This is a genomic window from Mucilaginibacter sp. GW821-FHT07H05 (assembly GCF_059418485.1).
This window is the reverse complement of sequence record NZ_JBWKPY010000006.1, coordinates 449701-472157: the sequence shown is the minus strand read 5'-3', so window position 1 is coordinate 472157 and position 22457 is coordinate 449701. Positions and strand designations below refer to the sequence as shown.

16 protein-coding genes are annotated in these 22457 nt (G+C 45.8%); 6 read left to right on the top strand and 10 right to left on the bottom strand.

Features of this window, described 5'->3' with window-relative positions:
* Positions 1 to 337 precede the first annotated feature (337 nt).
* On the top strand, positions 338 to 1729 hold the full coding sequence (locus AC07M6_RS18485; protein ID WP_494891963.1) for a methyltransferase RsmF C-terminal domain-like protein: 1392 nt from the start codon (positions 338 to 340) through the stop codon (positions 1727 to 1729).
* A 124-nt stretch (positions 1730 to 1853) separates the two neighbouring features.
* Here the strand turns inward: AC07M6_RS18485 and AC07M6_RS18480 are convergent, their stop codons facing one another.
* From AC07M6_RS18480 to AC07M6_RS18470, 3 genes are all read right to left on the bottom strand, one after another.
* Positions 1854 to 3740, bottom strand: a complete 1887-nt coding sequence (locus AC07M6_RS18480) for a RagB/SusD family nutrient uptake outer membrane protein (protein WP_494891961.1) — start codon at positions 3738 to 3740, stop codon at positions 1854 to 1856.
* Between the two features lie 25 nt (positions 3741 to 3765).
* Positions 3766 to 6882, bottom strand: coding sequence for a SusC/RagA family TonB-linked outer membrane protein (locus AC07M6_RS18475; protein WP_494891960.1), 3117 nt, complete (start codon positions 6880 to 6882; stop codon positions 3766 to 3768).
* Positions 6883 to 7374: 492 nt separating this feature from the next.
* Positions 7375 to 9315 (bottom strand): 7TM diverse intracellular signaling domain-containing protein, encoded by a 1941-nt coding sequence (locus tag AC07M6_RS18470; protein ID WP_494891959.1) that lies wholly within the window; start codon positions 9313 to 9315, stop codon positions 7375 to 7377.
* A gap of 337 nt (positions 9316 to 9652) precedes the next feature.
* On the opposite strand from AC07M6_RS18470, the gene AC07M6_RS18465 reads away from it, so the two are divergent.
* From AC07M6_RS18465 to AC07M6_RS18455, 3 genes are read left to right on the top strand one after another with little or no spacing between them, the layout of a single operon-like run.
* The gene (locus tag AC07M6_RS18465; RefSeq protein ID WP_494891958.1) at positions 9653 to 11101 is read left to right on the top strand and encodes a glycoside hydrolase family 30 protein; all 1449 of its coding nucleotides are present in this window, start codon (positions 9653 to 9655) and stop codon (positions 11099 to 11101) included.
* 7 nt (positions 11102 to 11108) lie between these two features.
* Positions 11109 to 12506: a glycoside hydrolase family 30 protein gene (locus tag AC07M6_RS18460; protein ID WP_494891956.1), complete on the top strand. Its 1398-nt coding sequence runs from the start codon at positions 11109 to 11111 to the stop codon at positions 12504 to 12506.
* 30 nt (positions 12507 to 12536) lie between these two features.
* The gene (locus AC07M6_RS18455; protein WP_494891955.1) at positions 12537 to 14270 is read left to right on the top strand and encodes a cellulase family glycosylhydrolase; all 1734 of its coding nucleotides are present in this window, start codon (positions 12537 to 12539) and stop codon (positions 14268 to 14270) included.
* Between the two features lie 215 nt (positions 14271 to 14485).
* Here the strand turns inward: AC07M6_RS18455 and AC07M6_RS18450 are convergent, their stop codons facing one another.
* The 3 genes from AC07M6_RS18450 to AC07M6_RS18440 form a co-directional block, all read right to left on the bottom strand.
* Positions 14486 to 14788 carry a GIY-YIG nuclease family protein gene (locus AC07M6_RS18450; RefSeq protein ID WP_494891954.1) on the bottom strand — a complete coding sequence of 101 codons (303 nt, stop codon included), beginning with the start codon at positions 14786 to 14788 and terminating at the stop codon, positions 14486 to 14488.
* 281 nt (positions 14789 to 15069) lie between these two features.
* Complete coding sequence (locus tag AC07M6_RS18445; RefSeq protein WP_494891953.1) at positions 15070 to 15561, bottom strand: molybdopterin-dependent oxidoreductase; 492 nt, start codon at positions 15559 to 15561, stop codon at positions 15070 to 15072.
* A 13-nt stretch (positions 15562 to 15574) separates the two neighbouring features.
* A complete protein-coding gene (locus tag AC07M6_RS18440) occupies positions 15575 to 16714 on the bottom strand; it encodes a cytochrome-c peroxidase (RefSeq protein ID WP_494891951.1) in 1140 nt (379 codons plus the stop codon).
* A gap of 39 nt (positions 16715 to 16753) precedes the next feature.
* Here AC07M6_RS18440 and AC07M6_RS18435 point away from each other — a divergent pair, with 39 nt between their 5' ends.
* Complete coding sequence (locus tag AC07M6_RS18435) at positions 16754 to 17092, top strand: MmcQ/YjbR family DNA-binding protein (protein WP_494891949.1); 339 nt, start codon at positions 16754 to 16756, stop codon at positions 17090 to 17092.
* Here AC07M6_RS18435 and AC07M6_RS18430 read toward each other — a convergent pair whose 3' ends face one another.
* Positions 17093 to 17449 carry a winged helix-turn-helix transcriptional regulator gene (locus tag AC07M6_RS18430; protein WP_494891947.1) on the bottom strand — a complete coding sequence of 119 codons (357 nt, stop codon included), beginning with the start codon at positions 17447 to 17449 and terminating at the stop codon, positions 17093 to 17095. It lies immediately after the preceding gene.
* An 83-nt stretch (positions 17450 to 17532) separates the two neighbouring features.
* Here AC07M6_RS18430 and AC07M6_RS18425 point away from each other — a divergent pair, with 83 nt between their 5' ends.
* A complete protein-coding gene (locus tag AC07M6_RS18425; RefSeq protein ID WP_494891945.1) occupies positions 17533 to 18411 on the top strand; it encodes an NAD(P)H-binding protein in 879 nt (292 codons plus the stop codon).
* A gap of 111 nt (positions 18412 to 18522) precedes the next feature.
* Here the strand turns inward: AC07M6_RS18425 and AC07M6_RS18420 are convergent, their stop codons facing one another.
* The 3 genes from AC07M6_RS18420 to AC07M6_RS18410 form a co-directional block, all read right to left on the bottom strand.
* Complete coding sequence (locus AC07M6_RS18420; RefSeq protein WP_494891943.1) at positions 18523 to 20472, bottom strand: ATP-binding protein; 1950 nt, start codon at positions 20470 to 20472, stop codon at positions 18523 to 18525.
* Positions 20473 to 20570: 98 nt separating this feature from the next.
* Positions 20571 to 21515 (bottom strand): EamA family transporter, encoded by a 945-nt coding sequence (locus tag AC07M6_RS18415; RefSeq protein WP_494891941.1) that lies wholly within the window; start codon positions 21513 to 21515, stop codon positions 20571 to 20573.
* Between the two features lie 120 nt (positions 21516 to 21635).
* Positions 21636 to 22268 (bottom strand): DUF4397 domain-containing protein, encoded by a 633-nt coding sequence (locus tag AC07M6_RS18410; RefSeq protein WP_494891939.1) that lies wholly within the window; start codon positions 22266 to 22268, stop codon positions 21636 to 21638.
* Positions 22269 to 22457: the final 189 nt, after the last annotated feature.

Sequence of the window (22457 nt, the reverse complement as noted above, 5' to 3'; positions counted from 1 at the left end):
TTTTTTGGGATGCTCCGTTTCGCCCTTTTCTCCTGCCCTTGCGGGTTTTTCTTTCGGCGTTTGCGGGCTGCAAAGGTGGAGATTATTTCAATCATTGTCAAGTGTTATTTTCACTTTTTTTGATTTTATTTTTTCCTCCTTAAATATGTTAAAAAACAACGCCTTTTGATTAAGCGGATACAAATGTAAGCACAAAAACGGCATCTGCAAAATGAAATGTTGAAATACTTAAAACAATCCCTTAACTACCTGAAAACTAAGCGGCATAAAATCGCCAAAAAAGCATAAAAACTGGCTGGCAGCACCCTGCGGCTTTATTTTGTACCTTTGTAAGTATATGAGCACCGCCATTTTTCCTGATCATTTTATCGAGTCGCTTGCTGATGCGCCAGGTTTCGACGCCCAAAACCTCATCAACGCACATCAAACTTTACCATCGCCTACTACTATCCGCATTAACCCTTATAAATACCATCCTATATATAAAGGTGTGCAGGTGCCCTGGTGTGCCGACGGTTTCTACCTGGATCAGCGCCCATCTTTCACTTTCGATCCGCTTTTTCATGCCGGCTGTTATTACGTACAGGAGGCATCCAGCATGTTCATTGCCCATATCCTGCAACATATCAGGAACGAAAACGATGAGGCTATTAAAGTGCTGGACCTTTGCGCGGCGCCCGGCGGCAAAAGCACCCTGCTTAGTTCGGCCTTAAAACCTGATGATTTGCTGGTGGCTAACGAGATCATTAAAACGCGTGTGCCCGTATTAACCGATAACCTGACCAAGTGGGGCCCGTCCAACATCGTCGCCACTAATAACGACCCTAAAGATTTTAGCCGGCTTAAAAATGTTTTTGATGTGGTATTGGTTGATGCACCCTGCTCGGGCTCGGGGATGTTCCGTAAAGATCCCGACGCGATGAACGAATGGAGTGAAGGGGCGGTGAACATGTGCCACCAGCGACAGGAACGCATCCTGGCCGACGTTTACCCAAGCATTGCCGCCGATGGATACCTTATATATAGTACCTGCTCGTATTCGGTTGCCGAAAATGAGGCGGTGCTGGATTGGCTGTGCGCCAGTTTTGACATGGAGAGTATACAGATACCCATTAATAGTGATTGGGGGATTGTAGAGAGCCAAAGCACCCTGCACAAGGCCTGGGGTTATCGCTTTTATCCCGGCAAGGTACAGGGCGAGGGGTTGTTTGCGGCCTGCCTGCGCAAAACCGGCAATAACAGCGGCGGGGTATCTAATTATAAAAGTAAAAACGCGCAAAAGCCAGATTACAAATCGATAGACTTACTGAAGCCTTATATTAAGGATGCTGATCATTACTATTATTTTAAAGTGAACGACGACTGGCTGGCGATAGATCGCGTACATAAGGATACCATGGGGATTTTGCAGCAGCACCTGTATCTTAAAAAATCGGGGGTGCGGTTAGGCGCTATTGCCGGTAAGGATCTGATACCCGACCACGAGCTGGCTTTAAGCCTGCTTATTAATAAGGATATGGTTTTACAAACCGAGTTAAACCGCGAGCAGGCCATTGCTTACCTGCGCCGCGATAATATCCCCGATTTGGATATCTCTCAAAAAGGCTGGAGTTTGATGACCTTTGAAAACCATCCTTTAGGCTGGGCCAAGCTATTGCCTAACCGCATTAATAATTATTACCCGAAGGAGATGAGGATTATGACAAGCCAAGCCCCCCCAGCCCCCTAAAGGGGGAGCTATTTAACAATTAGAAATCACATCGCACAAAAAAGGCCCTTAACTATTACAGCTAAGGGCCCTCCCATTTATTAAACTAAAATTGCAGATAAGGTTTAGTTCTTAAGCGCTGCCACTATGGTATTACGTGGTCAAGCGGTGGAATATTAGTTTCAGCACCTGCATAACCTTTATTCTGGTTAATTTTTCCGCCAATGTTCAGGTCAATCTCGGATTGCGGGATTGGCCACAATACGTGATAAGGCGACATTGTATAGGTATTACCCGAATTGGTAACTACACCTTTATTATAAAAATCGGTTTTCTCCATTACACGATCGTAAAAGAAGTTACTGGTGGAGAAACTGGCCGTATTATAAACCTTGCCGGTATACGATGGGATACCGGTTTGCGCGTATATAAAGGCTATACGGGCAAGCTCGGCATGGCGCGGCTCTTCAAAAAACAGCTCCCTTGCGCGTTCGTCCAGCACCGTACTGATGGTTACTTTAGTTGGATCGGTTAATAACTGGGCCTGGGCGCGTGCACGTACCACGTTCAGATCGGCCATGGCTAAAGCGGTTTGTCCTTTCCACACGTAAGCTTCGGCGCGCAGCAAATAAGTTTCGGCTAAACGGAACACATACCAGTCGGTATTGGTACCGCGTGGCGGGCTCCACCATTTATCCGATGTGGCATTTAAAATATTTACACCACCGGGGTTGATAAATATTTTGTAGTGCGGCCAGCTAAACCAGGCACGGATGGTATCCCTTGGCCCGTTCAGGAACACGCTGGCTACGGTAGCCGCGGTGTATTGCTGCAATTTTTTACCATACCAGGTAGGGTCGGTAGTTTTAATGGCCGAGTTGTTATAAACCAGATCGGTCATATTCACCCAGTTGCCCGGTGCATGGCGCAGGTCGGTATTATCAGTCCAAATGTATTGGGTAGTATACGGAGTACCGCGTACGCGGCCAATACCACGGCCATAATAGTAAGTCAACGGAAATTCGGCCGTAACCGCATCCACAATGCCCGGTTTTTTGTTGGTTGGCGTTAGTATGGTACCATTATGCCACATAGGCACACAGTTACGCATAACTTGCGAACCATTGGCGGTAGCGCCTTCCAGAGTTTCGCGGTCAATCACATTATACAACGCTTCGGTATTGCTGCCTAATGATTTATTTTCCGGACGGTGCAAGTCCCAGATCACGTTGCGGGTAGCATCGCTGGCTACTATACCAAAGCGGTTGGTCATTAGCTTATAGGTGCTGGTGCCTATAACCGCGCTTAATGCGGCAATAGCTTCGTCAAACAAACCTAAAGACAGGTCGATTTTGCCCAGCAGGTGGCCTGCGGCCCCTTTGGTTACCTCGCCTTTATCCACATTATCGGTTAAGTTGGCTACGGCAAACTCCAGGTCGGTTTTCATTTGCTTTAATATTACCGCGCGCTGGGTAGTAAAATAAGCTACATTAACCGATTGCTCTTCTTTTAAAATCAAAGGCACATCGCCAAACTCGTTACACAAACGGTAATAACGTAATGCCCGGTGAAAATAAGCCGCGCCAAGTATAGCGTTACGGGCCGCCGTAGTTGGCCATTTTACATTATCAATACGGCTGATAACGGTATTGGCGTAATGCACCCCATTCCACCATATTTCCCAGTAACGGCCAATTTTATTGTAATCATCGCTGTTAAGGTTAGCAGTTGGGGTAATACGCACATTCAAATCCTGGGCGGGCGTGGTTTTATCAGTTGTACCTTCAACGGCTACGTCCGAGAAAATACTCTCGGTAAGCATCGGTGCCGAATCGCCAAAAAACTCAATACGCTCGTTTTGGTTCATATATTCAACCGCCGCCTTAAATGCCGCAGGCGAGGTAAGGGTTACATCGGGTGTAAATTTTGAAGGGGCTTCGGGCACCAGATCGCTCCTTTTTGTACAACCATCTGTAATAATAACAGCCGCTATGGTCAGCGCTGCTACGATACTTTTGTTTATCTTTTTCATATCTATCACAAATTCATTAATTCGTTTAAAAAGTTACGTTTAAACCAGCCGACAGAATCCTTGGAGTTGGGCCGGCATTTTGCGGATCCCAAAACTCCCAGCCGGTAGCAACATAAGCGTTGTTGGCGTTTACATAAATTTTGGCGCTTTGCATCCCTAATTTTTTGACCAGGGTTTTATCAAAATTGTAGCCTAAGGATACTGTGTTAACCCTGATGAACGATGATTTACGGAATACGTTAATAGTAGTACCGCTTGAACCTGAGTTAAGGCGGGCGTAATCATTTATCGGGTTATCGGCAGTCCAATAAGGCAATATATACGAGCTTTGACGTGCAAAACCTACGCTGCCCGGGTTATTCTTAGCTTCATTAAATGTGCTTAACTGGCCCACTGTTGATACCAGCAGGAAAGAGAAATCGAAATTTTTAAGGAAGTTGAAATCGTTACGTAACGACCAGTTGAACTGTCCGGTACGTGAACCCAGAAACTGCTTATCGGCATTGGTGAATTTGTAGTCGCCATCTACATCCTGCAGTTTAAAATCGCCTGCCCTAAGGCCGGCGCCTACATATTTGGCCATTTCGGCGGTTTCATTGGCCTGCCATACACCTAAGATCTTGTAATCCCATACGGTGTTGATATCATGACCAATAAACCATCCGTTACCCAGGTCATCATTTTCTTTGGTGATGGAATTGCCGGCAGCATCAACAGTTGTGGCCGGGCCATATAAGTGTACAATTTTGTTACGGTTAACAAAGAAAGTACCGCTTGATGTCCAGTTGAAGTTTTTGGTAGAGATGTTTTTAGTATTGAACGATATTTCGAAACCCCGGTTGTTAACTTCGCCAATATTGGTTAACGAACCTGCGCCCGCGCCAAAACCCTGGATAGTTAATAAGGTACGGTTAACAATCAGGTCGGTAGTTTTACGGTCGTATATGTCAAACGAGCCGCTAATCCTGTTGTTCAGGATAGTCCAGTCCAAACCAATGTTGGTACCGATGGTTTTTTCCCATTTCAAATCGGCGTTTTGTAACGAGCTTGCGTATAAGGATACGTTGTTGGTAACCGTACCAGAGGCACTAACGGTTGGGTATTTAGCCGTACTTATTAATGCTAATGCCAATGACGGATCGGCCGTGCCTGTTGCTAAACGGTTACCGTTTACACCATAGCTTACCCGCAGTTTAGCATAGTTAAGCCAGGTAAAGGATTTGGTTTTCATAAATTTCTCGTCGGATATTACCCAGCCGATAGCTCCTGTTGGATAAGTAGAGCGTGGATATTTGATACCGAAAGGCGAAAAACCATCGCGGCGTACCGAACCAGTTAGCAAATAACGGCCCAATAACGAGTAGTTGATACGGCCCATTAACGCGTCGGCATTATAAACACGGTCGTCGCTGCTTTCAACAGGCAAAATACCGGCGCCTATATTATGGTAGCCTAAGGCATCGCTTGGGGTTAAACCCGAGTTGGAGGTATTGGTATACCAGGTTTGATATTTTTCCTTCTCCAATAACATGGTTACATCAATGTTGTGGATGCCGCCAAAGGTTTTGTTCCAGGTTAACAGGTTATCAATGATATATTTATACCGGTTTTCCATACTGCGGCTTATTTCGCCGCCGGCCAGTTCATTAGGGTTGGCTACCGGGATGTAGTTAAAGTTGCGGTACGATTCGATATCAGGTACAAAGTTTAATTGATATTGGATACCGAATGGCAGACTTACTTTTGCATATAAGTTAGCAAACAAGGTATTTTGTATAGCTACTGTTTGATTGTAAACAGTTGCCAGGAAAGGGTTACGTTGATTTAAACCACTATCGTCGGTATCTATACGGCGCAGGGTAATACCATCTGCCAGATAAAAATCGCCATATGGGGATGAGTTGATGATCTGGGTCCAGTCGGCCTGGTTACCGCCTTCGTCCCTGTTGGCAAATTGGGTGCTCATACCAAAAGTAAGGAATTTAGATGCCTTGCCTTCCAGGTTTACACGTACACGGTAGTTTTTATACTCGCCGCCTTCTATCAGGTTTTGATTTTTGGTATAGTTGCCAGACATGTAATAGCTCACATTATCATTACGGCCCGATAAGCTGGCGTTATAATCCTGGCGTAAACCGGTACGGAAAACCAGATCGGCCCAATCGGTAGTTTTACCGTTATTATAATTAGCTATCTCATTATTTTGCAAACCTAAACGCTGCAGCCACACGGTGGTCGGGTCGCCGGTTGATGTACCCATAAATTGGGCAAGGGTTACACCATCGGGCAGGGCATTAGGGTTACTGTAAAAATAATAAGGGTTGTTAATGTTAGATGCCCTTGCACCATCGGCGCGCCAGTTTAAAAAGCCTTCGGGGCCATAAAACTTTTGGTTTTTGGCTAACTGCGAAATACCGGTATTCAGGTTCAGGGTTATTTGCGGTGCGCCCAGTTTACCTTTTTTGGTGGTAATGGCTACAACACCGGCAGCTGATGCCGAACCGTATACCGCTAACGCGCTTGCATCACGCAAGATATCCAGGCGGTCAATATCATTAGGGTTAATATCGGCTAATTGCCCCTGGTAAACCACACCGTCTAAAACTATCAGTGGAGAGCTGCTGGCCGTAAGCGTTGCTTTACCGCGTATCTGCAAATCGCCTGTACCACCGCCTTTTGCCGATGTATTCAGGGCTACGGTAATGCCAGGCACGTTACCTTTAATCAGGTCGGCCACACTGTTGGCGTTTTCATTCTCCAGTTTTTCGGCTTTTACACTGGTAATAGCCCCGGTAACATCTTTTTGCTGGCGGGTGCCGTAACCAATTACTACCACATCTGTTAATTGCTTGCTGTCGTCGTTCAGTACAACGTTAACGGTAGTGCGGTTGCCTACTTTCTCTTCGGTGCTGGCATAACCCACGCTCGAAATGATCAGCGTGCTGTTGGCCGCTGCTGATATGGTATAATTACCGTTAACATCGGTAGCTACGGCCTTGCCCGTTTCCTTAACCTTTATGGTTGCCCCCGGGATGGGCGAGCTTTTACTATCTGTAACAACCCCTTTTACGTTGGTTTGCGCAAAAGAGAACAGACAGGTAGTAAGTAAAATAGTAATCAATAGAGTAATTTGTTTTTTCATAATTTAATTTGGTTGGTAATTAATTTACAATCAGAAACATAGGTCTGAAATTGGTATTCCCCGGGCGATAAACCTGGTTTATTCCCCGTGCTGACAGGATAGCCTGCCGGTTAAGAAAAAGGGCTTTTCATTTAAGTGCTTAAAGTTTTTTGTTGTTCTTAGTAATAACTGGTGGGGTAAATTTAAGCTGTTTTCAAGCTAAAAAACAAGAAAAAATGAACATAAATAACTGATAATTAGACATTTATAAATTTTTTGATACGCTTAGCGAACAACGTAAAAAAAATCAAAAAAGCCTCAATTATGTGCCAAACGCACTTTATGCCTCAAAACAAAAAAAGGAGTGATACGCTTAGCGAGCAATAAAAAAGTGTTGCTTTTAGCTTAAACCAAAGCGGCAAAAACGGCCATTTTTGCCATGAAAGGTTAATAAATTGCCACCAAATGATGAGTAAAAACGCCAAAAAAAGCGTAAGGTAGATGGTTTTGCAATTAAACTTTTTCCTGCGCTTCAATAACCAGGCGGCTCCAACCCTGGGGGGCGCCTTTTTTTGATTCCTTTTTACGCTCGTTCATTGCTTTTTTAACGCGGATAGCGTATGACCAGCAGGTGCTTTGCCGGATATCCAATTTTTCGGAAAGCTGATGGGATGAGATAGTGCCCTTGCTGGTATACATTAAATACACCAGGTAAAAGGCTTTATTAATAGGTATGCGGTTATTATGGAAAATGGTTTTTTGCAAGGCCGATTCCTCATAAGTGCATTTGGTACAGCGACGGCTATAAGGCATACGCCCCCCGCAATAATTGGTATTGCCGCAGCGCGAACAGGCATAGCCGTTACTCCACTTTAACTCCGACAAAAACTTATAGCAGGTTTCCTGATCGGGATACTTGGCGCTGAATTCCTCGAAACTCAATTCTTTTGATAAGGCCCGCGCATCGGTTACTTTTTCGATATTGGTTTTCAGCTGGATATTGTCTTTCTCCAGCAAACGGTTCATCCGGTAGATCTCCTCGGCCTGTTTTTCCAGCTGTTCGTTCTTAGCCAGCAGTTCCTCGTTTTGTTCTTCAATAATGTGCGATTGCTTCACAATCTCGTCCGATTTCTGGATCACTTCAAATGTGCGTACCTGTACCTGATGCTCCAGCTCGCGGTTAATGGTATCCTTCAAATCCACGTTAATAGCCATTTGGCGGATGGTTTCTTCCTGGGCGGCGTCCTTATCTTTACGCAGCAGCCGCACCTGGTCGCCGATGGAGAAGGAGAGGAAAACCATTTCGAGCACAAAAGATAAACTCAGGCTGTAATGCCCCAGCACCTTGTTCACATTGCCTATGTTTAAACCTAATACCGTGGCGGCCTTTAACATAAACCCTAAAAAAAGGAAAGTATAGCCCAGCACAAAAAACCGGGCCGGCTTATAGCCCTGGCTCCAAACTTTTATACCGGTATAAAACGCGATGGCTAAAGTGATAAAATCAATAAACTTGTATATAAAAAGGCTTTTATTAAAGAAAAAGCAATACAAAAAGTAAATGGTACGCACAACCAGCGCCACATTGATCAGTTTGTATAAACCTTTGGCCCGGGTTTTAACCTGCAGCAGCTCTTTGGTAAATTCGAGGGCGAAGGCGCTTAAAAAAAACAGCGCTACACCATAAGCATACTCATTCCAGGCGGGCGAATTTGGCCAGATGTATTGAAAGGCTATCCCATCAACGCTCATCTCATAAAAACCTACACTTAATATATAGAGTACATAAAAAAGGTATTGCAGCCTTTTTACCGCTATAAACATTAACAGGTTGTGGAAACAGAAGATCAGGATCATGCCGTAAAACAGCCCATAGGTCATGTATTCTGTTAAGGCATAATGAATAAAGAAATCAACGGTACGGTATACAATAATTACATTGATCTGCTCAACCGATTTTACCCTGAAATAGTACGTGTATTCGCCTTTGGCGCGGTTAAGTACGGTAAACTCAAAGTTTTTGTGGCGATAAAGCCGGTCGACAAAATTGTATTTAGCGCCGGCCCGGGTAGCTTTATAACGGCCGTTGGTATCCGGGATATAAGCGGTAATATCATCGGTGGTTTGGTCAAAAAACTCAATCAGGCAAGCTTTATGTTTAACGGTTTCATTAAACCGCACCTTAATTTTATACCAGTACCACGCTTTAAGGTTATAATTTTTAGGATAATAGCCGGGGTTTTCGACAAACTGTTTATCCATCCCGGGCGACATTACCTGCTCCAGCGTATAGGTCCCTTTTTTATCCTCCAGTAGTTTGATCTCCTTTCGGCCAAACAAATGCTCGGAGGTGCTGCTGTCTACCGCAAGGGTTTGCTGGGCATGCAATATTTTTGCCGGCAACACCATCACCAAAACAATAAACAGGAACCTTTTTAGTATATGTATTTGCATTTCAGGAAACGCGAGGTTTATAATATGTGCTAAACTAACCATTATCTGTAAAAAAGTATTGATGAGACTTAAGCGTATTGGCCTTTGTGCATAAAATTTTGTTTCCGCCGTTTGCATATAGCCGTTAATGGTTTTTATGCGGATTTAATTCTTGCGGCTAATGCGTATCAATCATCATTATAACTTATTCGTTATCAATAATTTATATAAATTTATACTTGCTAATTAACTTATTTTTTTGATAGTTTTGGCATTACAACCAATTTAAAGTATGCTGTTTCATAATAACATACTCTTAACCAGTCAAAAAAAATTACATCATAGGGATACTATAAACATGATCTATAAAATTATAAAGCCATTTGTGCTGTCTGCCCTGCTCGTTCCTGTATTTTATGCACATGCTCAAATACCGTTTTCGCCTAAAAGCGCCGAAGTTTATACTACGGCCCAAAACACCACCTATCAAATTACCAAAACCGAGACCCTGAAATTTACAGATAAGCCGCAACCGCTGGAAACCGAGATCTCGGTGTTTATAGACCCCGCCAAAAAGTTTCAGACCATGATAGGTATTGGCGGCGCGCTGACCGATGCGTCGGCCGAAACGTTTTACAAACTGCCTAAGGAAACGCAACGGGAATTAATGACCGCTTATTTCGATCCGCAAAAAGGTATCGGCTATACCTTGGGCCGTACCAATATCCAAAGCTGCGATTTTAGCAGTGATAGCTATGCCTACGTTGCCAATATGGATGTATCGCTGAAAAGCTTCAGTATTGCGCACGATCTGAAATACCGTGTACCTTTTATCAAAGAGGCCATTAAAACCGCCGGCGGTAAACTCACCATGTTTGCCAGTCCGTGGAGCCCACCGGCGTGGATGAAAACCAATAACGACGTTTTGCATGGCGGTAAACTAAAGCCCCAATACGCGCAGCCCTGGGCCAATATGTTTGTGAAATTTATAGGCGCTTATAAAAAACAGGGGATCCCTATCTGGGGCGTTACCGTGCAGAACGAGCCAATGGCAACACAAAAATGGGAATCGTGCATATTTAATGCCGATGATGAGCGCCTGTTTGTGAAGAACCATTTAGGGCCAACCTTCCATGCGCAGGGACTAGCTAATACCAAAATTATTGCCTGGGACCATAACCGCGATATGGTTTACCAGCGCGCCAGCAATATGCTGGAAGATAAGGAAGCCGCCAAATACATTTGGGGCATTGGCTACCACTGGTACGAAACCTGGACCGGCAGCACCATGCGTTTTGAGAACGTGAAACGGGTGAACGACGCCTTCCCTGATACACACCTGCTGTTCACCGAAGGCTGTATCGAAAAATTTAACATGGGCACCATAAACAATTGGGCCATGGGCGAAAAATACGGTTACTCCATGATCAACGATTTTAACGCCGGTACCTGCGGCTGGACCGACTGGAACATCCTGCTGGATGAAAAGGGCGGACCGAACCATGTAGGTAACTATTGCTTTGCCCCTATTATCGGCAATACGCAAACCGGTAAACTCATTTACACCAACATTTACTACTACCTGGGTCAGTTCTCTAAATTTGTGAAGCCCGGCGCTCGCCGCATAGCCGCATCAGTCAGCAGGGATAAACTAAGCAGTACAGCTTTCATCAACGCCAATGGCAAACTGGTGGTTGTTGTGATGAATAGCAGCGATGATAAAGTGCCGTATTTCCTGTGGATCAAGGGCAAAGCTGCATCAGTCACCAGCTTGCCGCATTCCATCGCTACCATCATCGTATCCTGATCAACTTATGAAAAAGACTGTCATCACATTTGCTTTAGCAGGGATCGCATTGCAAACCATCGCGCAAAAATCGGGGGTTAGCTTATGGCTTACCACAGCCGACCGTTCGGCATTGTTCCAGCAACAAAAGCAGGTATTGAGTTTCGGGGATAAGGCTGATGCTAACCCGGTGATCACTATTGATGACAAGATCACTTATCAGCCCATTGATGGTTTTGGCTTCGCGCTTACGGGCGGCAGCGCTATGCACATTATCCGCATGAGCAAACCAGCACGTGCAGCCTTATTAAAAGAGCTTTTTGCTTACGATGATAACAATATCGGTATCAGCTACCTGCGTTTAAGTATCGGCGCATCCGATCTGAACGAAAAAGTGTTCTCGTACGATGACCTGCCAGCCGGGCAAACCGATATGAAGCTGGCGCACTTTGATTTAGGGCCGGACAAGGACGATGTGATCCCGCTTTTGAAGGAGATATTGGCTATCAACCCTAAGATCAAGATCCTCGGTTCGCCATGGTCGGCACCGGTATGGATGAAAACCAACGGGGATACCCGCGGCGGCGCTTTAAAACCCGGATATTACCAGGTTTATGCCGATTACCTGGTTAAATATATTAAAAGCTATAAAGCGCTTGGCATTGCCATTGACGCCATTACCATTCAAAATGAACCGCTGAACCCAAAAAATAACCCCAGCATGATGATGTATGCCGGCGAGCAGGCTGCTTTTATTAAAAACAACCTTGGCCCGGCATTTAAATCGGCGGGGATAAAAAGCAAAATTATTGTGTACGACCATAACTGCGACCGCCCCGATTATGTGGATTCGATACTACGGGACCCGCAGGCGGCTAAATATGTAGATGGCTCGGGCTTCCATCTGTATGGGGGCAAAATTGAGGCCATGTCAGATCTGCACAATACTTATCCTGATAAAAACCTGTACTTCACCGAGCAAATGGTGATTGAGAAGGATAACACACCGTCAACCAATGTATCATCCCCGGTGAGGAAGTTATTCATCGGGGCCACCCGTAACTGGAGCCGCAACGTTTTAGAATGGAACCTGGCTGCCGATATCAACAATCAGCCCCATACCGATCGCGGCGGCTGCCCGATGTGCCAGGGCGCGATAACGGTTGACAAGGATACCTACACCCGCAACATCGCCTATTATGCCATGGCCCATGCCTCTAAATTTGTAAGGCCCGGATCTGTGCGCGTGGCATCAAATCATATCGAAACTTTGCCTAACGTGGCTTTTACTACTCCACAGGGTAAAAAGGTGCTGATTGTTACCAACAGCGGCGCCGGTACGCAATCATTCAACATTCAGTATAAAGGTAAAACAGTTGCTACTACGCTCAGCAAAGGCGCGGTGGGCACTTATACCTGGGATTAATTCATCACAAAGAAACATCAACCTGCCACCATGCGCATCAGACCATTCCTGCCTATCCTATTATGCCTCTTCGTTACCCATTATGCCAGCGGCCAGGGCTTTTTAAAGGTAAAAGGCAAACAGATCGTAAACGAAAAAGGCGAAAAGGTAATTTTGCGCGGTATGGGTCTTGGCGGCGATATGCTGCAGGAGGGCTATATGTTTAAGGTAGCCATGCTGAACCAGCAATATAAGATCCGCGCGGGGATACAGGATTTGGTTGGCCCCGAAAAAACCGCTGAGTTTTACAATACCTGGCTGGCCAATAACACCCGCAAAATTGATGTGGACAGCATGGCGCGCTGGGGCTTTAACTCCATCCGTCTGCCTATGCACTTTGATCTGTACACACTGCCCGTGGCTGATGAACCTGTTGCGGGGAAAAATACCTGGTTAAAAAAAGGCTTCGATATGACGGATAGCCTGTTAAAATGGTGCAAGGCCAACCAGATGTACCTGATCCTTGACCTGCATGCAACACCAGGCGGACAAGGTAACGACCTGCCCATTGCCGACCGTCACCCCGACCAGCCCACACTTTGGGAAAGCCGCGCCAACCAGCAAAAAATGATTGCCCTGTGGGTTAAACTGGCCGAACGCTACAAAAACGAACCTTATATAGGCGGTTACGATATTATTAACGAACCCAATATGGGTTTTGACGACCCCAACGATAAGCGCGGTACTGAGGAGAAAACCAACGCACCGCTAAAGAAGCTGATGATGGAGGTTACGGCTGCCATTCGTAAAGCAGATAAAAAACACATCATTATTATTGAAGGCAACGGCTTTGGCAATAATTACAACGGCGTGCTGCCAGCCTGGGATAATAACATGGTGCTCAGCTTTCATAAATATGGCAATTTTAACACTCAAAAGGCCATCCAAAACTTTTTAAACCTGCGCGATAAATATAATATGCCGCTATGGCTTGGCGAATCGGGCGAGAACTCCAACACCTGGTTTACCGAGTGCATTGGCCTGGCCGAGCGTAACGATATTGGCTGGAGTTGGTGGCCCCTCAAAAAAATGGGCGGCAACAACCCGCTGGAAATTAAACAGCCCGAGGGCTATCAAAAGCTACTGAATTACTGGAGCGGCAAAGGCCCCAAACTATCGCCTGCCGAAGCACAACCGATATTAGACCAATGGCTGCAAAATCTGAAGCTGGAGAACAACATCATTCACCGCGATGTAATTGATGCCATGTTCAGGCAGGTACAATCGGCCGATACCAAACCTTTTAAGCAGTATATAATTACCAATAATACCAGCATCCTGGCCGCCGATTTTGACCTGGGCCGTCAGCGGTCGGCTTATTATGATAAGGATACCGCCAGCTACCAGTATACACCCGGCGTAAACACCACCGGTAATAAAGGCCGCGCATACCGCAACGATGGCGTGGATATTAAAACCGACGCCACCGGCCCGTACGTAATGAGTATTGAAGGCGGCGAGTGGCTGCAATACACGGTAAACGTGAAAGCAAAGGGAGTTTATAGTATCCGGTTTACCGTTGCCAGCAACACTAACGATGGCAGGCTATCACTAAAAAATGGCGAGAAAGTTTTAGGCAATGCAGCCATCCCGAATACCGGCAGCGAACAAGCCTGGCAAACCGTGGAGCTAAAAGGCGTTGCTTTAAACACCGGCATTAATAAGCTGCGTGTTTATGCAGATAAAGGTGGGTGGTGTTTTAGGGGAATGGTGTTTGTGAAGTAGGCACCGCGTCACCACCCCGTCATTGCGAGGTACGAAGCAATCTCAAAACTGTGCATCATCTTTAATCTATTCCAAGCGATGCAGTTTCACCACATCGTCATTGCGAGGTACGAAGCAATCTCAAAACTGTGCATCGTCTTTAATCTATTCCAAGCGATGCAGCTTCACCACCCCGTCATTGCGAGGTACGAAGCAATCTCAGAACTGTGCATTCATCACTCCAATAAGCTATCATATAAATCAACCCATCCTGCATTTAACGCATTGATCAACACTTCTTTGTGCGCGCGGCTGCTGCCTTTAATGCGCTTTTCCTCTGAAATGGCCTCTTGGATACTACTATAGAAATAATAGTAAACCAGCTTATCGCATTTATATTTAGAAGTAAAACTATTGGGATATATTTTGTTTTTGTGCTCCCATATGCGCACGGCAATGTCTGATGTGACACCGGTGTAAAGAACTGTACGGTCTTTATTAGTTAGAATATAGACGCAGCCTCCTCTTTTAAATACCATAGGTAAATATAATAAAATGGCAATGTATTGCTTTGAGATTGCTTCGTACCTCGCAATGACTTTGCGGTAAGAGATATAGTTTGCTACTTGTCATGTCGCTCTGCTTATCGTGAGATTGCTTCGTACCTCGCAATGACGGTGGTGATTAGGATTTGCGTTGTTGCTCTGCTTACCGAGGATTGCCTCGTCCCTCGCAATGACGGGGTGATCAGGATTTGCGTTGTTGCTCTGCCTGCCGAGGATTGCTTCGTACCTCGCAATGACGTGGGGGGGATACCCTGCTACTTAGCAAACGCCACCTTAATCCCGGTTACCTGTTTAATGCAACGCGCGGGCTTCTTTTCATCCTGCACAATAATGCGGAAGGGGCCATCGGTTGGGGCCAGTGGCTTGCCGTCAACCATTGTAGCCAGGATGATCTGCCGGTCGGTAAAATCTTTGTCCAGTTCGGCTAAGGCAAATACTACCTGGTAGCCATCGCTGGCCTCAACAATGGCGTATTTGGTCAGGTTTTCGCCTTTCAGGTCTTTACCCATGGTAACGCCCGCTTTTTGCAGGATGACCGACAGCAGCACGCCGGTATAGGTATGATCCTTACCATCTTTATCCTTGCGGTTTACCTGTGTTTGAGGGAAAGCGGCTATATCCGCCGGTTTCAATTCCAGCGGTGCGCTTACCTCTCCGCTTATTTTTACCGATTGCGCTAACGCAGATACGGGTTTAACTATCGCGCCAAGCAGGCAGAGGAACAGGAGGATGGTATGTTTTTTCATTTTTGATAGATCTTTAGTTTTTCCGGATACCGGCCATCTGATGCGGATCAGAAAACCGCGGATCGTGGATAAAGGTATCATCTGTCAGCATATTTAAAAAGGCAATAATGGCTTTCTTTTCATCGGGATGCAGCAACAGCGTTTTGCCATTCAGCTCGTTCGATTCGCCCCGCAGAAAAGGGCTTAGCGATACTGATTGTTTTACATGTTCGCTGTAATGGTCAACCACCTCTTCCAGCGTTTTAAAGCGGCCATCGTGCATGTAGGGAGCGGTGAGTGCAATGTTGCGCAGAGTGGGCACTTTAAAGCGGCCCTTGTCGCCGGGCAAGCCAGTCAGCTCGGCCATACCGGCATCTTTAGGGATGCTGTCTAACCCGTTGTTATGGAACAGTTCCATATAGGTTTTTGGCCCGCCGTGGCAGCGCGCGCAATTAGCCCCGCGGATGCTTTTACCCGGTTGCGGAGCTTTTTCAAACAAAGCCAGTCCCTGTAATTCTAATGTGGTAGGCTGATAATCGCCGCGCAGGTATTGATCATATTTTGAATTGGCCGAGATCAGCGTGCGTTCAAACTGCGCTATGGCCTTCATAATATTCGGACCGCTGATCCCTTCGGCACCAAATACCGTTTGAAACAATTGGGGATAAGGCGCGGTTTTCATTAATTTATGTGCCGATACCTGCATCAGCTGGCCCATCTCGTGCGGGTTGGTCATGGGTATGGCGGCCTGGCTTTCTAAGCTGTTCGATCGTCCATCCCAAAAAAACTTCCTTGTCCACAGCAAATTAGCCAGCGACATGCTGCTGCGTGTGGTTAAAGTACCATCTACCCCCTGGCTAAAAGCCTTCCCATCGGTAAAAGCCAGTTGCTGCTGGTGACAGCTGCCGCAGCTGATCTTACCGTTAGCGGATAGCAGTGGCTCGTAAAACAACATGCGGCCTAAGTAAACGCCCTGTTGAGTGGTGGGGTTATCATCAGGCACATTAATGCGATTGCCAAAGTTAGCGGGGTAAACAAGGTTGTAGGCACCCATGGGGATGGGATCTGACTGATAAGTCCAGGATGCTATACCGATTACAAAGATCAACACAGGCAATGCCACAGTCCACTTGTGCAGGGCCGGTAATTTGACGGTATTTTTAAACTTGATCATAGTTTGACAGACGCAAAGCAAATATAAGTAGCTTTGGATATGGTTGAAGCAAATACTTTCAGAAGCCTGGCCCTTTCGTTCCCGGAAACGGAAGAATTACCGCATTTTGAAATGGCATCGTTCCGCTGGAAAAATAAGATCTTCGCTACCCTGCGCGAAAGTGATGGCCGCGCTATGGTGCAACTGTCCTTAACCGATCAGGATGTGTTTTGTGCGTTTGATGGTGGCCTGGCCTTTTACCCCGTTCCTAATGCCTGGGGCAAACGGGGAGCTACCTTTATTAACCTTAAAGTAGTACGCGAAGATATGCTGACCGATGCGCTGGGTTGCGCCTATCAATATCTGCTGAGTAAACAAACATCTAAAAGCAAAAAATAACTACTGCCGGGCGCTGTCCTTAAAACCCCAGGCGGCCATGGCATTCAGTATCGGGGTTAATTCTTCGCCGGGCTGGCTTAAATAGTAGGTTACAAATGGCGGCACTACCGGTTCGGCTTTGCGCACTACCAGGTTATCGGCCTGTAACTGTTTCAGGTGCTGGATCAGCATTTTCTCGGTAATATCCGGGATAGCCCGTTTAATCTCGCTGTAACGCTTGGGGCCATTCATTAACTGGAACAGGATAATAGGTTTCCAGTACCCGCCAATTTTATTCATTACGTACGATACCGGGCAGGCCAGCGTGGCTATGCCCTTATTAAAATTCCGTGTCGAGCTTTCCTTTACCTCTGTCATTGATACATACTTTAGGGTAAGTACTTGTATAAAAGTAAGTACAAATATACCTTTGTCATCAACAAAAACAAATAAAAAAGATTATGAAAATCACACTCACAGGATCATTAGGAAATATCGGCGAACCACTGGTTAAATTATTAGTGTCAGCCGGGCACAAGGTAACCGTAATCAGCAGCAAGGCTGATAAAGTTGCAGAAATTGAAGCATTAGGCGCAACAGCAGCCATCGGTTCGATAACCGATGTGGCGTTTTTAACCCAGGCCTTTACCGGGGCCGATGTGGTTTACACTATGGTACCGCCCAACTTCGGGGCATCCAATTACCGGGCTTATGTCAATGACATCGGTAAAAACTATGCAGAAGCTATTCAAAAAGCCGGGATCACCAAAGTTGTAAATTTAAGCAGCATTGGTGCAGATTTAGATGCCGGCACAGGCCCTATAGCCGGAATCCACGATGTAGAACTTATTTTAAACGCTTTACCAAACGTAGCAGTTAAGCATTTGCGTGCTGGATCTTTCTACGTTAACTTTTATAGCAATATCGATATGATTAAGCAACTGGGCTTTATGGGTGCTAATTATGGTGCCGCTAATCACCTGCTGATGGTACACCCCGCCGATATTGCCGCTGCGATAGCCGAAGAAATTGAAAGCGAATTTAAGTCTAATAGCGTGCGCTACGTAGTAAGTGACGAACGCACACTGGGTGAAGTAACCAAAGTATTAGGCACCGCCATTGGTAAACCCGATTTGGCTTGGGTAGAATTTACCGACCAGCAATCGCATGATGGTATGGTGCAAGCCGGCCTGCCCGAAGAAATGGCCCGCATTTATACTGAAATGGGTGTTGCCGCGCGTAATGGTTTGCTTTCAGACGATTTTAAAGCGCAAAAGGCAGCCATAACCGGTAAAACTAAATTGGAAGATTTTGCAAAGGAATTTGCAGAGAAGTTTTAAATGCATTTTAACCACAAAGGCCACAAAGAACTTGCTTGACCCTTTAACACAAAGATCACAAAGGATAAAACTTTGTGATCTTTGTGATTTCTTTCTTTGTGACCTTTGTGGTTAATTTGCCACTTTAGGGAACGAGAAATAAAATGTTGTGCCCTCGCCTTCCACGCTTTCCAGCCAGATGCGGCCGTGGTTGGCTTTCATAAACTCTTTAATAAGCAGCAGGCCCAGGCCGCTGCCTTTCTCGCCCCCAGTGCCGAAGTTTACGCTTAACTGGCTTTTTAAAAATGCTTTTTGCTGTAATTCGTTTATACCGATGCCTGTATCCCTCACCCCGTAGACCATTTCACGCGCGTTACCGGTAACGGTTACATCAATACGCCCGCCCGAAAAAGTAAATTTTATAGCGTTTGATAACAGGTTACGGATAATAAAATCAAAGTGGTTAGGGTCGGCCATTACCTGTGTACCTGCGGGTGTATGATCGGTAATGGTAATATTTTTTAGCGCTGCCTGCTGCGATAGCAGACTAACATTTTTGCTGATGATGGACTTGGTATCTAATAATTCCGGCTGCACTTTTACACCCTGTAATTGCGCCCGCCCCCATTCAAACAAGGCGTTCAGTAAATCAAACGATGCCGAGGTTTGTGCCCGCAGTTCAGATATCATGGCCCGCAATTCCTCTTCGCTAAAGTCCTCGGTCTCCATCATGGCAAAAAGCTGTGCCGCGCTGCCCGCAGGGCCTTTTAAATCGTGCCCGATGATGGAAAATAACGTATCCTTAATTTTGTTGGATGCTGTCAATTCGGTATTCAGCCGCCTTACTTTACGTAAGGTAAACCATAAAAGCACCAAAATAACCAGGGCCGCGGCCAGTATTACAATACCTAAATTCAGTTCGGCGGTTTCCTTTTTATTTACCTGCTGCAACTGCCCCACCTTCTCGCGCGATATTTCCAGCGCGTAACTGCTGTCCAGTTCAGAAATGTCTTTTGTAGTATCCGCGCCAAGCAAACTATCCAGTAAACGGTGATGCTCTTCCAGCGCCTCCATAGCTTCTTTATAATCCTTTTGTTGCTGATATACACCGGCAAGGGCCTGGTAAATCCGGGCTTCCAGTTGCGGCTGATGCAGTTTGCCAACAATTTTCAACGCTTGCTTCAGGTCGGCTAAACTTTGCTTAGCATTCTGTTTCTTCAATACTCCGGCAATACTGATCAGCGCGCGGGCTTCCTCTTCTGGGCGGTTATATTTTTTGGCTGCCGCTAATGCTTGTTTGTAATAGCTAAGCGCACGGGCCTTTTCGCCTTCCTGTTCAAATACTTTTCCTTCTTCATCCAGCAAAGTGATCTGGGTATCGCGGTTAGTTGGGTTATTGCTGTTACGGATGCCTTCTTCCAAATAATGCAGGGCCGTGCGGCTATCTCCTTTTTTTAAATAAAGGTGGCCAATACGTTCCAACAGCACAAAATAAGCTTCGGGCTTTATGGCTCGATGTTCATATTGTACCAGCGCACGTAAATAATAAGTTAAGGCTTTCTCTATCTCGCCCTTCTCTTCATAAACAGCGCCCAGCTTATGGTAGGTTTCCAAAATACCCGATGTATCGTGCGTGTCCTGATAAAATTTCATGGCCTGGCCGATATCTTTTGTGGCTAAGGTTACGTTTTTTAGTTGCCCTTCCAATGAACCTAACTGATCGTAAGACAGGGCTACCCCTTCGGGCTCGTGCAGGTTACGGAATATGGATAAGGCTTCGTTAGTGAACCGCCTGGCAAGGTCGGTATGATCATGCAATTGGTTAACGCGGCCCAGTTCCAGCAATATCATAGCTTCATCGTGGCGGTTGTTGTGTTTTTGGGCCAATCGCATGGCACGGTTGCAATAATCAACAGCCGAATCCGGCTGGGCAACGGCGTAAATTTTACTGATACCCAGGCAGGCTTGTATCTTATCGCTATCGGTACCGGTTGCAAGTTTGGCATGCAAGTCGGGCAGTGTTGATTGCGCAAAAGCAGGAATGGCAGTCAGCAAAAACAGGATGTACAGGTAATATCGCATAAACAGGGCTTAGCGCCTTTTTACGCTAAAGGTAGTAAAGTTGTTCGGGTTTGTAAGTGAAGATTAAAGTTCATACCCGCCTTTGCGTTTAAGATCACTTATCCCGTGATTTCCGCTTTTGCAGAGGAGTATTTACTGATGTTGATCAGCAACACACTAAACAATATCACCACCAGCCCGGTAAGTTGTAAAGCAGAAACATGCTCGTTAGCAAATAGTATCCCCAGCAGCACCGCGATAACCGGGTTTACATAGGAGTGGGTACTTACCTGCGTGGCCGGGCATACCGATAGCAGCCAAACGTAAGCGCTATAGGCAATGATAGAGCCAAACACCACCAGGTAAGCTATAGCCAGCCAGGCCTGCATGGGCACAGCGCTGATTTGGAAGGTAGTGAACTCGCCATGAATAATGCTGGCCGGAATATAGGCTAAGCCTGCAATCATCATTTGCCAGGCAGTGCTTAGCCGTGCAGATGCATTACCTCCGCGGTATTTTGAATACAAGCCTCCGGCCGACCAGGCCACAGGCCCTGCCAGTAACAGTAACAACGCTATTAATTGCGCATGGCTAAACGTTCCGTTAAGTGATTTACCAATAGCCTCGCCAAAAAGCAGGAACACGCCGCCAAAGCCAATAATGAGGCCAATGATAGTTGACTTGCTTTTAAAATTGGTGTTCCATTGGGTTTTGTCCAATATCACAAACCAAATAGGGTTGGTTGATACCATAATAGCTACCATGGCACTGGGCAGGCTCAGTTCGGCCCAAATTACAGTACCCATACCTATAAACAACATCAGCAAACCGCTAATGCCTGCGGTAATAATATCTTTCTTTACCCAAATCTTATCACCTTTAAGGTAGCACCAAACCAGCATTAATATGCCGGCAATTAAAAAACGGGTAGCCCCCATCAGCATAGGCGGGAAACCGTGTATAGCCATCTGGATAAAAAAGTACGTGGAACCCCACACTACATATACAATGGCAAAGGCAACAATAATAAGGGCGGATGGCGCAGGATTTGAAGCTGGTTTCATAGATGAATGCGCAAAGATAGTTAATCGCAAACAATACACTTATCGATAGCCCAAATAGGTTATAAACAAAAAATCCCGGCTGATAAACCGGGACTTTGCATTGCGAACAAAAAACTGTAGTTAATAATAGTAAACATTCTGCTGCAGGCCCGCCGTAAGCTTGGTTTGATCGGTAGCGGCCTTTAAGCCTTGCAGCCATACGGTGTAAACCGCGGCAGCCGGCAAAGTTACATCAGTAATACTGGCCAATACGGTAGTTGTACCTGCCTGGCGTATTTCCAGTGTGTATTTGGTATTCCCTTGTATGGGCACAAAGCTGGAGAAGCCCTTGTACGCTTTATTTGCAGCCAGTACGGCACCTCCTTTTATGGCCAGGTCAATTGCCCCGGCATCGGGACTAACATTTACCAGGCGGATGGTAGCCATACCCGCGGCCGGCTGAACGATGGTGTCTTTAAGTATCAGTATATCCGGGTGGCTAATCACGTTAGCCAGGTATACAGAATAATACTTACCATCCTTTACCGTAAGTGTATCTGATATGGTTTTTTGCTGGGTACCATTGGTATAAAATGCGGCTGTTCTTTTACCGGTGTAAGCCTGGATATAATCAAGCCCATGGCCGTAAGTAATGCCAACATTGTTTGCACGGTTGTTATCCAGGTAAAAATCCTGAGATGGCGCATCGGGCGATGTATGGATTACCGACACCAGGCCGAAAGGTGTTTGCGGCTCGTTATTTTTATTCTTCATACAGGAAGAAAATGTTGCCGCCAGCAAACATAACACCCCGATTATGCCCGCCTGTCTCTTAAAAATTTGCTGAGATCTTTTCATAGAATATAAATTTAAACATGTTTTTAGTTACTATACGCAGCTAATGAGTAATTCGCTACTTATCATTACAATTAACTATTGGTTTTTTTTGATAACGCATAAAAC

What these genes read in the sequence shown, in the direction of transcription:
- AC07M6_RS18485 (WP_494891963.1), top strand. Translation starts at nt 338, where the DNA reads ATGAGCACCGCCATTTTTCCTGATCATTTTATCGAGTCGCTTGCTGAT.
- AC07M6_RS18480 (WP_494891961.1), bottom strand. Translation starts at nt 3,740, where the DNA reads ATGAAAAAGATAAACAAAAGTATCGTAGCAGCGCTGACCATAGCGGCT.
- AC07M6_RS18475 (WP_494891960.1), bottom strand. Translation starts at nt 6,882, where the DNA reads ATGAAAAAACAAATTACTCTATTGATTACTATTTTACTTACTACCTGT.
- AC07M6_RS18470 (WP_494891959.1), bottom strand. Translation starts at nt 9,315, where the DNA reads ATGCAAATACATATACTAAAAAGGTTCCTGTTTATTGTTTTGGTGATG.
- AC07M6_RS18465 (WP_494891958.1), top strand. Translation starts at nt 9,653, where the DNA reads ATGATCTATAAAATTATAAAGCCATTTGTGCTGTCTGCCCTGCTCGTT.
- AC07M6_RS18460 (WP_494891956.1), top strand. Translation starts at nt 11,109, where the DNA reads ATGAAAAAGACTGTCATCACATTTGCTTTAGCAGGGATCGCATTGCAA.
- AC07M6_RS18455 (WP_494891955.1), top strand. Translation starts at nt 12,537, where the DNA reads ATGCGCATCAGACCATTCCTGCCTATCCTATTATGCCTCTTCGTTACC.
- AC07M6_RS18450 (WP_494891954.1), bottom strand. Translation starts at nt 14,788, where the DNA reads ATGGTATTTAAAAGAGGAGGCTGCGTCTATATTCTAACTAATAAAGAC.
- AC07M6_RS18445 (WP_494891953.1), bottom strand. Translation starts at nt 15,561, where the DNA reads ATGAAAAAACATACCATCCTCCTGTTCCTCTGCCTGCTTGGCGCGATA.
- AC07M6_RS18440 (WP_494891951.1), bottom strand. Translation starts at nt 16,714, where the DNA reads ATGATCAAGTTTAAAAATACCGTCAAATTACCGGCCCTGCACAAGTGG.
- AC07M6_RS18435 (WP_494891949.1), top strand. Translation starts at nt 16,754, where the DNA reads ATGGTTGAAGCAAATACTTTCAGAAGCCTGGCCCTTTCGTTCCCGGAA.
- AC07M6_RS18430 (WP_494891947.1), bottom strand. Translation starts at nt 17,449, where the DNA reads ATGACAGAGGTAAAGGAAAGCTCGACACGGAATTTTAATAAGGGCATA.
- AC07M6_RS18425 (WP_494891945.1), top strand. Translation starts at nt 17,533, where the DNA reads ATGAAAATCACACTCACAGGATCATTAGGAAATATCGGCGAACCACTG.
- AC07M6_RS18420 (WP_494891943.1), bottom strand. Translation starts at nt 20,472, where the DNA reads ATGCGATATTACCTGTACATCCTGTTTTTGCTGACTGCCATTCCTGCT.
- AC07M6_RS18415 (WP_494891941.1), bottom strand. Translation starts at nt 21,515, where the DNA reads ATGAAACCAGCTTCAAATCCTGCGCCATCCGCCCTTATTATTGTTGCC.
- AC07M6_RS18410 (WP_494891939.1), bottom strand. Translation starts at nt 22,268, where the DNA reads ATGAAGAATAAAAATAACGAGCCGCAAACACCTTTCGGCCTGGTGTCG.